General features: G+C 59.6%; 15 protein-coding genes. 6 read left to right on the top strand and 9 right to left on the bottom strand.

Annotated features, from left to right (window positions below; all coding sequences use genetic code 11):
- Nucleotides 1–160: 160 nt before the first annotated feature.
- Nucleotides 161–487, bottom strand: a complete 327-nt coding sequence (locus AC1RQI_RS12720) for a hypothetical protein (RefSeq protein WP_481905075.1) — start codon at nucleotides 485–487, stop codon at nucleotides 161–163.
- 3 nt (nucleotides 488–490) lie between these two features.
- Nucleotides 491–1,018, bottom strand: a complete 528-nt coding sequence (locus tag AC1RQI_RS12725) for a HEPN domain-containing protein (RefSeq protein WP_481905076.1) — start codon at nucleotides 1,016–1,018, stop codon at nucleotides 491–493.
- A gap of 374 nt (nucleotides 1,019–1,392) precedes the next feature.
- Between AC1RQI_RS12725 and AC1RQI_RS12730 the strand changes: the two genes are divergently transcribed.
- The gene (locus tag AC1RQI_RS12730) at nucleotides 1,393–2,148 is read left to right on the top strand and encodes a zinc ribbon domain-containing protein (protein ID WP_481905077.1); all 756 of its coding nucleotides are present in this window, start codon (nucleotides 1,393–1,395) and stop codon (nucleotides 2,146–2,148) included.
- Between the two features lie 31 nt (nucleotides 2,149–2,179).
- On the opposite strand, the gene AC1RQI_RS12735 is transcribed toward AC1RQI_RS12730, so the two are convergent.
- Nucleotides 2,180–3,571: an esterase-like activity of phytase family protein gene (locus tag AC1RQI_RS12735; protein WP_481905078.1), complete on the bottom strand. Its 1,392-nt coding sequence runs from the start codon at nucleotides 3,569–3,571 to the stop codon at nucleotides 2,180–2,182.
- 394 nt (nucleotides 3,572–3,965) lie between these two features.
- On the opposite strand from AC1RQI_RS12735, the gene AC1RQI_RS12740 reads away from it, so the two are divergent.
- Both AC1RQI_RS12740 and AC1RQI_RS12745 read left to right on the top strand, forming a co-directional pair.
- The gene (locus tag AC1RQI_RS12740; protein WP_416632756.1) at nucleotides 3,966–4,436 is read left to right on the top strand and encodes a DUF5615 family PIN-like protein; all 471 of its coding nucleotides are present in this window, start codon (nucleotides 3,966–3,968) and stop codon (nucleotides 4,434–4,436) included.
- A 29-nt stretch (nucleotides 4,437–4,465) separates the two neighbouring features.
- On the top strand, nucleotides 4,466–5,143 hold the full coding sequence (locus tag AC1RQI_RS12745) for a class I SAM-dependent methyltransferase (protein WP_481905079.1): 678 nt from the start codon (nucleotides 4,466–4,468) through the stop codon (nucleotides 5,141–5,143).
- Nucleotides 5,144–5,147: 4 nt separating this feature from the next.
- On the opposite strand, the gene AC1RQI_RS12750 is transcribed toward AC1RQI_RS12745, so the two are convergent.
- Complete coding sequence (locus AC1RQI_RS12750) at nucleotides 5,148–5,576, bottom strand: organic hydroperoxide resistance protein (protein WP_481905080.1); 429 nt, start codon at nucleotides 5,574–5,576, stop codon at nucleotides 5,148–5,150.
- 73 nt (nucleotides 5,577–5,649) lie between these two features.
- Nucleotides 5,650–6,099 carry a MarR family winged helix-turn-helix transcriptional regulator gene (locus AC1RQI_RS12755; RefSeq protein ID WP_416635645.1) on the bottom strand — a complete coding sequence of 150 codons (450 nt, stop codon included), beginning with the start codon at nucleotides 6,097–6,099 and terminating at the stop codon, nucleotides 5,650–5,652.
- Nucleotides 6,100–6,217: 118 nt separating this feature from the next.
- On the opposite strand from AC1RQI_RS12755, the gene AC1RQI_RS12760 reads away from it, so the two are divergent.
- Nucleotides 6,218–6,853, top strand: a complete 636-nt coding sequence (locus AC1RQI_RS12760) for a class I SAM-dependent DNA methyltransferase (protein ID WP_481905081.1) — start codon at nucleotides 6,218–6,220, stop codon at nucleotides 6,851–6,853.
- A 17-nt stretch (nucleotides 6,854–6,870) separates the two neighbouring features.
- Here the strand turns inward: AC1RQI_RS12760 and AC1RQI_RS12765 are convergent, their stop codons facing one another.
- A complete protein-coding gene (locus AC1RQI_RS12765; protein ID WP_481905082.1) occupies nucleotides 6,871–9,909 on the bottom strand; it encodes an efflux RND transporter permease subunit in 3,039 nt (1,012 codons plus the stop codon).
- Nucleotides 9,909–11,036: an efflux RND transporter periplasmic adaptor subunit gene (locus AC1RQI_RS12770; RefSeq protein WP_416632751.1), complete on the bottom strand. Its 1,128-nt coding sequence runs from the start codon at nucleotides 11,034–11,036 to the stop codon at nucleotides 9,909–9,911. The genes AC1RQI_RS12765 and AC1RQI_RS12770 overlap by 1 nt, the downstream gene beginning before the upstream one ends.
- 234 nt (nucleotides 11,037–11,270) lie before the next feature.
- Here AC1RQI_RS12770 and AC1RQI_RS12775 point away from each other — a divergent pair, with 234 nt between their 5' ends.
- The gene (locus AC1RQI_RS12775; protein WP_481905083.1) at nucleotides 11,271–11,621 is read left to right on the top strand and encodes a hypothetical protein; all 351 of its coding nucleotides are present in this window, start codon (nucleotides 11,271–11,273) and stop codon (nucleotides 11,619–11,621) included.
- 15 nt (nucleotides 11,622–11,636) lie between these two features.
- The gene (locus AC1RQI_RS12780; protein WP_481905084.1) at nucleotides 11,637–11,864 is read left to right on the top strand and encodes a hypothetical protein; all 228 of its coding nucleotides are present in this window, start codon (nucleotides 11,637–11,639) and stop codon (nucleotides 11,862–11,864) included.
- A 61-nt stretch (nucleotides 11,865–11,925) separates the two neighbouring features.
- Here AC1RQI_RS12780 and AC1RQI_RS12785 read toward each other — a convergent pair whose 3' ends face one another.
- Both AC1RQI_RS12785 and AC1RQI_RS12790 read right to left on the bottom strand, forming a co-directional pair.
- Entirely contained in the window at nucleotides 11,926–12,582 is a 657-nt protein-coding gene (locus AC1RQI_RS12785) for an alpha/beta hydrolase (protein WP_416632749.1), read from the bottom strand.
- Between the two features lie 455 nt (nucleotides 12,583–13,037).
- Nucleotides 13,038–13,502 carry a hypothetical protein gene (locus AC1RQI_RS12790; RefSeq protein WP_481905085.1) on the bottom strand — a complete coding sequence of 155 codons (465 nt, stop codon included), beginning with the start codon at nucleotides 13,500–13,502 and terminating at the stop codon, nucleotides 13,038–13,040.
- Nucleotides 13,503–13,529 lie beyond the last annotated feature (27 nt).

A 13,529-nucleotide genomic window follows, 5' to 3' on the forward strand; every position in this document is an offset into this window, starting at 1 on the left:
ACCATCGTGTCCTGGTCGATGTTGTAGGGGATGAATCGGGGCATGCGAACAGCTCCTTGTTGCTCAGTGCCAGCCTACCAAATCGGGGGTTTTTCTACAGCCTCAACGCTCTTTAATTGGATAAGCGTTTCTGCACAGGAATAGACTTCCCGGAACGGTACTAACTCCGCTTCTCTTCCCGTTCTTCATCTATTGTTTTTCCGCAATTCAAACAGGTATCACCCCACGACGGATCATATGGTTCGGCGGTTACTATCGGATTGTCCTTGCCTTCGACGTTCATGGAGTCGTAGCACTCATCACAGAACACGTCTGTTGGGTAGGCATCGCTACTCTTTTCCGCAGTCATATCGCCCCATACTTGACAGACCATCATAATGCTTCCTCCTTTTTTCGCTTTCACTCTTAGTGTAGATAATGCCTGCAGCTTGCGAGCCCATGGAATGGAGCCAAAGCCGCAATATAATGGGCTTCGCCGTGCCTGCATTGGTTATGTTTCATTGTAGTTCCGGAAATATTCATCAGATAACCTTCTCCAGATACGGTGCAGGTTATCGAAGCAGAATGTGTTGTTCGGTTTGAGCACCTCAAGGCTACCTAGTGGCTCCCGATCAAAGGCAGTATCTTGAATATTGTCCCAGTGTCGTTTCATTTTCGAGGGCTCTTTCGGCACGGGATATCGCCCATCCCAAACGATATACTCGCTAAGAACATTTAGAATTTTGTTGTCTGACTTTTCGAATTTTATACCCGCTATTCCTGCAAGCTCAGTCAGGTTGTGGGTCTTTTCAATTCTGGGATTCTCGATCTTTTGCCCGATACAGTATGCTTTCAGTAACAGCTCCAATGACATTCCAAAAAGCATTTTGTATGTGGCATGGCACGTCAACCGGGCTTGGCTATCTACTTCCATAGCCTTCCAAAGTACCCGGGCAGAGGCCATCAAATCAGCAGACTTATTGTGCCAGTACGTCGAGATCGTGGTTCTCTGCTCATACTGAATTTCGTATCCATCCATCTTTTCAATGTCATCCGCTTAGCATTGAGGCACGAGAAACATAACAGGTAATATCTCGAATTCAGCGATATCAATATCCCTGAATTCGAGATAGCACCACTCCATTTACACGTCCTTCCAGCAAAAAAGCCTATACAAAACAGTTTATTATGACCAAAAGCCTCAGAATCCATGTACTCGTTTGAATTCCTGGTTCCGCTCATCCAATAATGAACCCTGTTGAGCAGGATGCAGCGCCTGAACGCCGGTTGCAATCCCCGGATTGGGCGCGGGGTGCAGGATCGCTGGCTGGCTGAGTGAGCTGCAGCCGGGGCAATAAGAGGCGTTCAGGAGCGTTTTCCGGAATTGGTGGTTTCTGTTTGGGGTTCTGGTCCATGGAATGTCCAAAGTGTGGTCAGCCGGTGGGGGGTGGTGATACGGAATGTCGTCATTGCGGTATCGTATTTCACAAGTATCGGGCCTATCTGGAGCGCCAGGCGGCTGTTGAGGAAGGGTCGGAAGGGGCGGTCAGCGAGGGGGAGTCGCGCGCTACGGAATGGCGAAAAGCGCTGTTGCGCCCTGGTGATGACCTGTTGCAGTTCTGGTGGCCCCAGCTGGTGCTGTGGGCGGTGTTCGTTGTGTACGGCATGAGCTGGATGGTTCTGGACATTGATGCGCTGGGGCGCACTGGCGGGTTGCTGGCGAGCGTGAACACGGTCTTTCATGAAGCCGGTCATGTGATCTTCGGGGTGTTCGGAGATTTTATCGGCTCGTTGGGCGGCACGCTGGGGCAACTGCTCATGCCCACTATTGCGGGCGCGGCGTTGTTGCATCAGCGGGGCGATACCTTTGGCGCCAGTATCTGCCTGGGCTGGGTGGGTCAGAACTGCCTGGATATCGCGCCCTACATGGCTGACGCGCGGGCAGGGCAATTGCTTCTGCTTGGGGGCAACTACGGCCATTCCTCGCCCTACGGTTTCCATGACTGGGAGTATCTACTGGGCGAGACAGGGTTGCTTGCCTGGGATCGGACGCTGGCCGCCTTCACGCTTAACGGGGGCCGCTTGATCATGGTGTTGGCCATGGCCTGGGGCGCGGTTCTGTTATGGCGGGCCTGGCAGGCACGGCGCTATGGGGAGCCCGGGGTGTAGAGGGTGACTTGCCCCGGCTGCTTTCCCTTCCTTATTCCGTGGTGACATCGGCGTCAACAATGAACAGACGGTTGCCAGCCACGGTATTCGCATCCAGCATCTTTTGCTCAAGCTTGCCATTGGTGGACCAGGTGGCGAAGTCGTCATCGTTCAGTACGCCCAGGTGCTGGTCATCAATGAGCCACAGCCCTTCCATCTTATCGTGCGGGTAGCTCACCTCGGCCACCATGTCCACAACAAGGGATTTGCTGACTGGCTGAATGCCGGCGTTGGCCAGGGCGCTCCAGCCCTTTTCCAGAACCACTTCCTCCAGGGTCTTGCCCGCCAGGGTCAGGCCGAGTTCAGGGTCCTGAACTCGCTCGCCGCCGGTGGCAACGGTTTCCAGGTTGGTGGCGTTGGCAAGGTTGATCCGGTAAACCTGTTTTTGGGCGTCCGGTGCGGCCGCTTCAGGGCCATTGGGGCCGCCGTAGAGGAACTTGCCGTCGCGCTCAATCACCAGGAACTCCGTGGCGCTGAGGGCAACAATGCTGGAGTTGGCGTTCTGGGGGGTCTCCTGGCGATAAAGGTATTGCCCGGTCTCACCGGATTCGAGATTTACGGTTACGATACGGGTGATGGCAAGATCTTTTACCGTGTTGCTCGGGTTGTACATGGTCGATTGCATGACACCGACCAGGGTTGTTCCATCCGGGGTGAGGGTCAGTCCTTCCATGCCCCGGTTGGGGCGGCGGTTGGCAAACTCGGCTGGTAGGTTCATGCGGGTCCGGTCATCGGTCTCGAAGGGGTTGATGCGTTCGATCTCGCGCCCTTCGGCGTTGAAGTGCACGATGTGCGGCCCGTATTCGTCACTAACCCAAAAGCTGCCATCCGGCAGCGCCACCAGACCCTCGCCGTCCAGTCCATAATCGTCCAGCCGGAACGGGTTGGTGTCGTCATCATAGGGTTTGCTGTTGTCTTCCAGGAGTGGCTGGCCATTCGCTTGGTAGGGAGTTTCACCCGTGCCGCCCAGCGCGGAATGGTTGGGCAGGCCGCTAATGGGCGTACCATCGGGGCGCTTTAGGCGCAGGGTTTTGATCTGGCGAACCGAGCCACCCGGTTTAACCTCGAATAGCCCGATCCGTGGGGTAAAGTCAGGCGTTGGGAACTTCTTGCCTTTGCCGTGCTCACCCGTGAAGCTGGCATTGGGCCCTCTGTCGGTTAATGCGTAGAAACGGGTGGCGTTTGAGGGGTGGCCTGCCATTCCCGAACCATAGCCGCCATTGCGGATTTCGAGCGGTTGTTGGGATTTGTGGTCCAGCAGGTCATCCCGCATCACCTGGTAGGGCAGGAATACGCCCTCGGCTGGAAAGCGGTCGATCGCCGCGGTGTTGCCGGAGCTGTCATTGTCGTCGCCGCAGCCCACCAATAGCGAAGAGCTAAGCATTGAGGCTGCAACTAGGGCGTGTATACGCATTGATCAGTTCCTCGTCCCTGGCTTTAGGTTGGCGTTGACCCTGGGGTCATGACGGAGGGCAGGATGGGGGATCGACATGACGTGTGTTATGCATTCAGATGAATGTTCTCCAGGCACGCTCCGAGTTCGGCGCTCGTTGTTCCCGGCTTTTTGGCATTGCATTATTGCTTGGCAGGAACGCTTGGGCGTGATGTAGAGCCTTTCGAGCCATGTGCGGGGCCCTGCAAGGGAATGAATAGGCAGGTTGGCGGTGGTTGGGAATGATCATTCTGGATATTGATGGAACCCTGATTGACCAGGCCGGTTAGGTGACCTTCCTGTCGTGACAGCAGGCAGAATTTGAACGGCAGTGGAGCTGGCAACCGTGCGACTGCTCTGCGACGAAATGCTTGGCGGCATCGCCCAGTGGCTCCGTGTTGCCGGCTATGATACGGAGGTGCCCACTCAGGGCCTGCCGGACGATGAGCTGATGGCCTGGGCGCGTGCCGAGGGCCGCTGGTTGGTGACGGCCGACTCCGACTTACTTGGATTTACGGATGCGCCCCGTTACGTCATCCATCTGCAGGGGACGGATGAACACGCCCGGTTGCGGGAACTGACCCGTCGGCTGGACCTGGATTGGTGCCATGCGCCGTTCACCCGCTGCAAGCGATGCAACACCCCGCTGCACGCCGCCAGCGACTGGGAGAAGGCACATTACTACCCTGATTCCATACGCCTGGATGGGCAAAGCGTCTGGGCCTGCCCCAGGTGCTGCCAGCTTTTCTGGGAGGGCAGTCACGTACGCCGCATGCGGGCTCAGCTGGTGGCCATGAACGCCTGGCAGCGGGCCTGATGAACCACAACCAAACACGGAGAGTGATCATGGAACTGGATCATGTCGTCCCATGGGGGCGGTCCTTCCCGGAATACCAGCGGATGTTCAACCTGGCGCCCGCTGACCTGGACAAGCGGATTCTGGGCTGTGGCGATGGCCCTGCCAGCTTCAATGCCACGGTTACGGGCCGGGGTGGCCGTGTGGTCTCCTGTGATCCCGTCTACCAGTTCAGCGCGGATGCGATCCGCCGCCGGATTGAGACGGTCTATCCGGAGATTCTGGCGAAAGTATCAGCGAACGCGTCCAACTACCTCTGGGACGATCTCCAGACGGTGGAAGAGCTGGGGCAGGTCCGTTGGGAGGCGATGATGGCGTTCCTGTCGGATTTTCCCGAAGGGCATGCGCAGGGGCGCTACCGGGCGGTATCGCTTCCGGAGCTTCCGTTCGAGGATTCAGCTTTCGATCTTGCGCTTTGTTCCCATTACCTCTTCCTCTACAGCGACCATCTGGACACAGAGGGGCATCTGCAGGGGATGCGGGAACTCTGTCGTGTGGCGGACGAGGTCCGGGTCTTCCCGCTGGTTCGCCTTGATGGGCACCGATCCCGGCACCTGGATGCCGTGATGGAGGCGTTGGTTAGTGAGGGATGCCAAGTGGCACTGGAACCGGTGGATTACCGGTTCCAGAAGGGGGCCACTGACATGCTGGTGGTCAAGGCGGAATAGGCCTTTAGACGGTGACCACGAGCTCCACCGGCACGTTGTTGCGGGTGGCGTTGGAGTACGGGCACACCTGGTGGGCCTTGGCCACTAGCTCTTCGGCCTGTTGCTGCTCAAGGCCCGGGAGGTGCGCGTTCAGCGTGACGGCAAGACCAAAGCCTTCGCCCTCAGGCCCAATGCCCACTTGGCCGGTAATGGCGGTATCCTCGGGCAGCTCGACCTTGGCCTTGCCGGCCACCAGCTTCAGTGCGCCCTGGAAGCAGGCGGCGTAGCCGGCGGCAAAGAGCTGTTCGGGATTGGTGCCTTCCCCGCCGGCGCCACCCAGCGTCTTGGGGGTGGTCAGGTTCACGTTGAGCTGGCCGTCGTCACTGGCGGCTTTGCCGTCACGGCCGCCGGTGGCGGTTGCCTGGGCCTGGTAAAGGATCTTTTCTGCACCCATGGTCTTCCTCCTCTCGGGTTTTGCGGTTGTGCGCTATTAAATAGCGCGCGATTTAGATGATTAAAAACGAACGTTAATCGGTAAGCCGCTGGCGCAGCTTATGCAGGTCGTCACGCAGCCGTTCCAGTTCTTCCGGGCTGCACTGCGTGGCACACATCACCGATTCCGGTACGGCCTCGGCCCGTTCCCGTAGTGCCTGCCCCTGTTCCGTGAGAACCACCTCGACCTGTCGCTCGTCCTCGTGGCTGCGCTGGCGCCGCAGAAGGCCGGCGGTCTCCAGTCGCTTGAGAAGCGGCGTGAGGGTGGCCGAATCCAGGAACAGCCTTTCTCCGATCCCAGAGACGGTCTGGCCGTCTTCTTCCCACAGGACCAGCATCACCAGGTACTGGGGATAGGTCAGATCCAGCTCTTTCAGCAGCTTGCGGTAGACCTTGCTCATTGCCAGCTGGGCCGAATACAGGGCGAAGCAGACTTGCCGGTCCAGTGCGAGAAGGCTTTCCTGGGAATTACCGTTATCGTTCATGCTGGGCATTTTAGATCGTGCGCGATTTAATAGCAAGCATGGTTTCCGGTGTTCCATGCTCAGGCTGCTAAGGTAGCTGATTGGATAGCGTTGATGGATTATTGATGAGGAGCCGGTCATGACGGACAAGACCATTACCAAGACTGAAATCCTGAACAAGGTATACACAGCGGACGATCATGAGCAGCTGATGGACGCCTACAAGGCGTGGGCGGCGGATTACGACAGCGACCTGGCGGAGCTCGGCTATGTGGCGCATGTTACCAGCGCCAAGGCCCTGGACCAGGCGCTTGTTGGCAACCACGACGCGGTCATCCTGGATGCCGGCAGCGGCACCGGGTTGGTGGGAGAGGAACTGGCCAGGCTGGGCTACCACACCCTGGACGCACTGGACTATTCCCGGGACATGCTGGACCAGGCGGAGACCAAGAACGTCTACCGCCAGCTGATCCAGGCGGACATGAAGGAACGCCTGCCGCTGGACGACAATGCCTACGATGCCGTGGTCTGCACCGGCACCTTTACCTACGGCCACATCACGGCTGATGGCTTTGATGAGCTGATCCGCGTTACCCGCCCGGGTGGCATGATCGTGTTCACCGTGCGCGAGGGGGCCTACGAGGAATACGGCTACCGCAAACGGATGCTCGATCTGGAAGTGCAGGGCGTGTGGGAGCTGGTCAGCTTCTACGACACGCCCTACCAGATCGAGGAGGGCAATACCTGCAAGATGGGCACCTACCGGGTGCGTTGAGGGGCCATTGAGGCCCCTTACTCTCCGGGTCGGATCCCCAGAAGGCGCACATAGCCCGCCGGTAGTACCAGGATGGTCAGGATGGCGGCGAAGGCCAGCCCGAACATGATGGCCAGCGCCATGGGCGCCCAGAAGGGGCCGGAAACCGCCAGTGGCAGCATGCCGAGCATGGTGGTTGCGGCGGTCAGCAGGATGGGGCGCACGCGGCTGGTGGCTGCCTCGCCAATGGCCTCCAGCGTTCCGCTTTCAGCCAGCGCCATGTCCATTTTCTGGACCATGACCACGGCGTTGCGGATGATCATGCCGGAAAGGCTCATGGTGCCCAGCAGGGCCATGAAGCCGAAGGGCTGCTGGAACAGCAGAAGCCCGACGCTGACGCCCACCAGCCCCAGCGGCACCATCAGCATGACCAGCAGGGTACGCCGGAACGAGTTGAACTGGGCCATCAGCGCCAACACCATTAACCCAAGGATGACCGGCACGGGCTTCAGAACACCCGCGCGGGCTTCGTCTGACTGGTGAACCTGGCCGTCCCACTGGGTGTCGTAACCGGAGGGAAGGTTGACCTTCTGGATCTTGGGGGCCAGGGCGGCGCGCACCTCGGATGCGGTATAACCCTTCGCCAGGTCCGCTTGCAGTGTGATCGCCCGTTCACGGTTGTGGCGCCAGATCACGGGGCGCTCCCAGTCGAGCTCGATATCGGCGACCTGTGTGAGCGGGACGGGTTTGCCGCCGCTTTCCGGCCAGACCACCATGGTTTCAAGCTCGGAGGGGTCGGTCCGCTCGGGCAGCGGGAAGCGCCAGACGATGGGAATGCGCTCATCGTCCTCACGGAACACGCCTACGCCTTGCCCGGCAAAGGCGGTGTTCAGGGCCTGGTTGATGCTGTTGGTGGTGATCCCGGCGCGACGGGCCCGGTCCTGGTCCACATCAATGGTGACTCGGGGCTGGGTCTGGCGCCAGTTATGCCGCAGGTTCGTGACGCCCGGATGCTCGGCCATGACGGCCTGCAGTTTCCCGGCCGTATCCATCAGCTCCTCCCGTTCCGGCCCGGTAACCCGCAGCTGGAGCGGGAAGCGAACGGGTTCGCCCAGCTGCATCGGCCGCACCCGGGGTTCGGCTTCCGGGTAACCATCTTCGAGATGCGCCCGGACTTTGGCCATCACTGGGTCAACGTCTTCCTTGGTCTCGACGTTGACCAGGATCTGCCCGAAGGCGGGGTTGGGGGTTCGCGGGATCATGGGCAGATAGAAGCGTGGCGCGCCTTCACCGATGAAGGCGGTGACGTCCGTCACTGATTCCATCGCCATCAGCCGTTGCTCAATCCGGGCCATGTCCTCGCTGGTCTGCTCGATGCGACTGCCTTCCGGGAGCCAGTAATCCACCATGAACTGGGAGCGTTCGGCCGGTGGGAAAAAGGTCTGTGGCACGAAGCTGAACGCCACGGCACTGGCGGCCACGATGAGGATGGCACTGCTTGTGAGGATCCAGGGGCGCCGGAGTGTGGCGCTGATCAAACGGTGCACCCACTGATAGAAGGCGCGGTCCTCGGGGTTGCCAAGCCCGCTTTTGCTGTCCAGCAGCCAGTAGTTCATCAGCGGGGTGCCAACGATCGCCAGCAACCAGGAAATGGCCAGGCTGATGGCTACTACCCAGAACAGCGAACGGGTGAACTCGCCCGTGGCGGTGTTGGTCAGGGCGATGGGGGCGAAGGCGAGAACCGCGATGGCGGTGGCTGCCAGCAGGGGCCAGGCGGTTTCCTGCACGGATTCCGCGGCTGCTTTCAGGCGCTGGGTTCCGTGCTGCATCTTCACCTGCATCAGCTCGGAAATCACGATGGCATTGTCCACGATCATACCGAGCACGATCACCAGGGCCCCGAGTGATACGCGATGGAGCTCAAAGCCCATCATGTACATGCCCACAAAGGTGCCGAGGATGGTCAGGGGCACCCCAAGCCCGACGACGAAGCCGGTGCGCAGGCCCAGCGAGATCATCAGGACCGCCAGCACAATGGCCACTGCCGTGACCAGGTTGATCAGGAATTCGCCGACGGCCTTTTCGACTTCCTCGGACTGCAGCGCGATGCTACCGAACTTAATGCCGACTGGCATCTTGGCCTCGATCCGGTCCAGCTCGGCCTGGACCCTTTCGGTGAGCTCGACCACATTGGCCCCTTCAGCCGGCACCACGCCCAGGGCGAGGGCGGATTCGCCCTGGTGGCGCAGGCTGGCATCGGGCGGATTGGCGTAACCGCGCCTGACTTGCGCGAAGTCACGCAGCTGCACAAGCTCACCGGTCACGGGGCTGCGGATGTTCAGTCTGGCCAGCTCCTCCACGGACTCAAAGGTGCCGGTGGTGTTGATCCGCAACCGCCGTGAGCCCATCTCGGTGAAGCCACTGGGCGCGACCACGTTCTGCTTGTTGAGGGCGTTCACGACCAGCGCGGGGGTCAGGCCCAGTTCGGCAATCTTGGAACGGCTGGTTTCAATGAAAACCCGTTCGCCCTGGTCGCCGAAAAGGTCGACCTTGGCCACGTCATCAACCCGCAGCAGCCGTTGCTGGAGATGGTCCGCGATGTCATTGAGCTCGGCGTAGCTGTAGTCGGCGCCTTCCACGGACAACAGCATGCTGTAGACGTCGCCGTAGTCGTCATTAACGCGCGGGCCACGCACGGAGTCGGGGAGTTTGGCGCGGGCCGTGATGACCTTCTTGTTGAGTTCATCCCAGATCTGGCGCAGTTGCTGGCCGCCGTACTGCTCCTTGACCTCCACGTAAATGATGGAGGTGCCATTGCGGCTCAACGACTCAATGCTCTCCAGCTCACCCAGCTGCTGGATCTGCTTCTCAAGCGGTTCGGTCACCTGCTGCTCCACCCGCTCCGCGTCCGCGCCGGGGTAGCCGGTCATCACGATGGCGGTACGGATGGTGAACTCAGGGTCCTCCAGCTGCCCGAGCCGGGTGAAGGCGATGACCCCGAGCAGGGTGATCAGGAGGATCAGGAATCCCACAAAGCGATTGCGGCTGATCGCGCCGCGCACCAGTTGCGCCAACATCACTGAACCACCCCGCCTTCAAGCCGCTTGACCTTCTGGCCTTCCTTCAGGTGTTGCGCGCCGGCCACCACGATCTGTTCACCGGATTCGATCTTGCCGGTGATCCGGACGCTGTCCGTTTCCAGTGACTCGGTGTTGACCGGGCGTGACGCGACCTGCCCTGAGTCCGGATTCCAGACCCAGACATGGGGTTGATCCTCTTTCTTGAAGATGGCTTCCACCGGAACCAGGAAGCTGTCATCCCAGGGGGTATCACTGAGACTGGCCTTGAAGGAGACTTCAGCGGTCATCCCTGGGAGCAGCTCTCGCTCCGGGTTGTCCACTGCAACCCGCACCGGGTACGCCTGGGTGGCGGGTGAGACATCGAGGCGGACATTCTCCACCCGCGCGTCGAAGCGCTTGTTGTCCAGAACCGGCATGAATACATGAACGTCTTCAAGATGGTCGCGGAACTGCATCAGCCGTTCCGGAATGCTGACCTCGACTTCCACGGTTTCGATGTTGTCGATCGAGAACACCGGGCGTTGCGGGCTGACCTGCTCGAACGGCTCCGCCATGCGGCGGTTGATCACGCCATCAAAAGGTGCCTCCAGAACGGTGTCATCAAGTGCTGAGCGGGCAGTTTCAAGGGCTTGCCGGGTGGCGTTGCGCTTGGCGCGGGCCTGTTCATAGGCGCTTTCGAGGCGGTCGAACCTGGCGTCGCTGATGGCATCGGAGTCCACCAGTTTTTTGCCCCGCTCCCAGTTCTTGCGCGCTTCGTTCAGGGTGGCCTGGATGGATTCCAGCTTGCTCTCGGTTTCGTTCACCTTGAGGCGGAAATCCCGCTGGTCCAGTTTCCCCAGCACCTCGCCCTCGGTAACCTCATCACCCACGTCCGCGTTGAGTGTTTCGATCTTGCCAGGCACCCGGAAACTCAGGGTGGTGGTCTCGGCGGGCTCCACACGCCCGCTGAACCGGCGCGAGGCCAGGCCGGTGGGCGTTTCAAGCGTCATCATCCGCGCGGGCCGCAAGGGCTGGTCTTTAGCGGTTTCGGAGCTCTTGCCGGGATCCCCGTCACAACCGCTCATCAACAGTGCGATGGCTGGGATCCAGAGGTAACGCCTGAGGTATGCACGTGGCTGAGTCATGGAACAGGTCCCTGTTGCAGGAAAAGTGGCTGGTGTTGGTGTTCATTCTGCGGCTGGCGAGCGCCGTCTGCAATCTGCCGGAGGTAATAGAGCGGAGAAAACAGGGGGGCTTTTGGCGGGGTTGTCGGATTTGCAACCGGGCTAGGTTAGGATGGGGGACGACCTCGCGCCTACCAGGGTAGTTCTGCGTATTGGCGGCGGCGGACTTGGGAGCAATGACATGGAGGTTATTGAATGGAGCTGGTCATTTTCATCGGACTCATCCTGGCGCTGACCGTATTACCGATCATGGGCGCAGGAAGGCTTCTGGGAGCACGGCGCACCGGCTTTGGTATTTGTGTGCTGGCCGTTGTCGGGGTGTTGGCGGGGCGGATTTTGTCGGAAAAGGTTGCCCAGGACCTTGCGCTTACCTTGCTGCTGGAGTTGGGGTTAGCGGCGATTGTCATTTCCGTTCTTCTGGGGGTTCGTTATCTGCGGAGCCTGGTGATCGCGGCCCTGTCTCTGGCCTGCCAGTTTTTTCTGGCGTTGCTGCTCATCCCGTTTGGCTTCTTCGGGGCGGCCCTGAGCGCATGGCTGAGCATTTAGTGGGGAGGCCATAGCATGCGGCTATTTGCAGGATGCTTCCAGCTGCTGATGACGCTGCTCGGGGTGCTCGTGTTGGGTGGTGCAATCCTGGAGCCAAACTGGGTCATGCTGTTAATCGGTCTTGGGGTGACCGTGACCAGTGTCGGAACGCTCTGCCACATTATAACCCGCCGCCCCAATCCCTTATCCCGTTATCCCAGCGATTGGGGGCAGCGCAGGCGGAAAGAAAAGGGTCGTGCCTGAACTTTTGGGGAGAGCCTGTCCCGTTTCTCCCCTCCCCCGATCAGTAGCGGCAGCCGGACGTTCAGATCACAGACCGCAGCCAGGCGCCGATCGCCTGGATCTCTTCCAGGCATACTTCGTGCTCCATGGGGTAGGTGCGGTACTCCGGCTCGTAGCCGAGCTTGCGCAGGTGTTGGACCGCTTCCTGGCCCAGGAATTCGGGCAGCATGGCATCGTTGGTGCCGTGGGCGACGAAGACGGGCAGCTGCTTGTTGGCCTCGGAGGGCGTGGTCAGTTTCATGGTGGCGAAGTAGCTGGAAAGCACCATGAGCCCGGCCAGGGGCTGCTCAAAGGTGAGGGCGGTGTGATAGGCCACGGCGCCGCCCTGGGAAAAGCCGGCGATGACGATGCGGTTGCTGGGTACACCGCGCTCCATCTCACGGTGGATCAGGTCGCGGGTGCGGCCGGCGGAGGCGAGGATGCCCTGTTCGTCGGTATCGTTGTGGCGATCCAGTGAACGGATGTCGTACCAGGCGGGCATGACCATGCCGCCGTTGAGGGTGACCGGGATCTGCGGGGCGTGTGGGAAGACAAAGCGTACGCTGGCGTCTTCCGGCAGGCCCAGGTGCGGGATGACGGGTTCGAAGTCGTGCCCGCTGGCGCCCAGGCCGTGCAGCCAGATGACGCTGGTGTCCGGATTGTCGCCGGTGGTCTTTTCCACGCAGTCCAGGTATTCCATGAGTGCCCTCCGCTGTTCAGTGAGGGCGTTACTCTAGCGTGCCAGGCGGTGCCCGGGCCAGTGTCAGTGTCAGTGGCGTTGATGGGGCCAGCACAATGTCATCAACTCACCGGCTGGCAGTGACGATACTACCAACACCCACTCAGAAATCAGTGAGGAGAACACCGCTACTATCGGTCAGAGAAATCCGTACTGAGCCCCCTGTAGTCGGCGTCCATAAATACAGCGAAGCTGACCCAGAGCAGTAGCGCCAACTTCCATTCCGTGGTTTGGAGAAGGTACGAGGTCATGGCCATTACGGATAAGCTGGCAAGCATTGAGCACGGTATGACGGTGATAATCCAGCCCAGCCCATAGTGCCCGGCGGATTGAGGCGATCTATAGCTCAAGCACCACCTGTACAATGCGACTGTTGTTACTAAAGCTGCGATCCCGAGAGCAAGCACAAGCATAAATTAGGGTGCGTCGTTGCCTGGCGAATCAGATGTTTTTTGGGGCGAGGGGATACCGGAATCGATTTGCTTGGATGCGGATTCGGCAACGGCCTGACATCGTTCCTCGGTAAATATCCGGCGTGTGGCCTCTTGCATGCTCTCACCGGGTTTAATAGTCAACTCTGGAAAACCTAGAGCGGTGACCGACTGCATGGCATTAGCGAGTTGTGCCGATGACCATCCATTCTTAAAAATAGCGGTTTCCAGTTGATCGTTGATTTCAAGAAAGGCTTCACTTTGTTTTTCCCTACCCTCTCTCTCCGCAACACTTCCACAAAAGCTAATCGTATAAAGAAGCCGGGCCAGGGGATTCAAAGGGTCTTCTGGTTTTTCCGCGCCGTTGACGTCTGTTGCTGGAATTCCAATCAACAGGGATAGAACAAGGCTGGCTGAACCATGCATTAGGTATCGTATGACTTTCATCATCGATCCCTCTTGGGAAGATTATTCCGT

This window comes from Salicola sp. AFF1 (assembly GCF_056783195.1).

Bases quoted from the DNA above. Each gene is read 5' to 3' on its own strand.
- AC1RQI_RS12765 (WP_481905082.1), bottom strand. From the start codon at position 9,909: ATGTTGGCGCAACTGGTGCGCGGCGCGATCAGCCGCAATCGCTTTGTG.
- AC1RQI_RS12730 (WP_481905077.1), top strand. From the start codon at position 1,393: ATGGAATGTCCAAAGTGTGGTCAGCCGGTGGGGGGTGGTGATACGGAA.
- AC1RQI_RS12720 (WP_481905075.1), bottom strand. From the start codon at position 487: ATGCAGGCACGGCGAAGCCCATTATATTGCGGCTTTGGCTCCATTCCA.
- AC1RQI_RS12735 (WP_481905078.1), bottom strand. From the start codon at position 3,571: ATGCTTAGCTCTTCGCTATTGGTGGGCTGCGGCGACGACAATGACAGC.
- AC1RQI_RS12770 (WP_416632751.1), bottom strand. From the start codon at position 11,036: ATGACTCAGCCACGTGCATACCTCAGGCGTTACCTCTGGATCCCAGCC.
- AC1RQI_RS12775 (WP_481905083.1), top strand. From the start codon at position 11,271: ATGGAGCTGGTCATTTTCATCGGACTCATCCTGGCGCTGACCGTATTA.
- AC1RQI_RS12750 (WP_481905080.1), bottom strand. From the start codon at position 5,576: ATGGGTGCAGAAAAGATCCTTTACCAGGCCCAGGCAACCGCCACCGGC.
- AC1RQI_RS12725 (WP_481905076.1), bottom strand. From the start codon at position 1,018: ATGGATGGATACGAAATTCAGTATGAGCAGAGAACCACGATCTCGACG.
- AC1RQI_RS12790 (WP_481905085.1), bottom strand. From the start codon at position 13,502: ATGATGAAAGTCATACGATACCTAATGCATGGTTCAGCCAGCCTTGTT.
- AC1RQI_RS12755 (WP_416635645.1), bottom strand. From the start codon at position 6,099: ATGAACGATAACGGTAATTCCCAGGAAAGCCTTCTCGCACTGGACCGG.
- AC1RQI_RS12785 (WP_416632749.1), bottom strand. From the start codon at position 12,582: ATGGAATACCTGGACTGCGTGGAAAAGACCACCGGCGACAATCCGGAC.
- AC1RQI_RS12745 (WP_481905079.1), top strand. From the start codon at position 4,466: ATGGAACTGGATCATGTCGTCCCATGGGGGCGGTCCTTCCCGGAATAC.
- AC1RQI_RS12780 (WP_481905084.1), top strand. From the start codon at position 11,637: ATGCGGCTATTTGCAGGATGCTTCCAGCTGCTGATGACGCTGCTCGGG.
- AC1RQI_RS12760 (WP_481905081.1), top strand. From the start codon at position 6,218: ATGACGGACAAGACCATTACCAAGACTGAAATCCTGAACAAGGTATAC.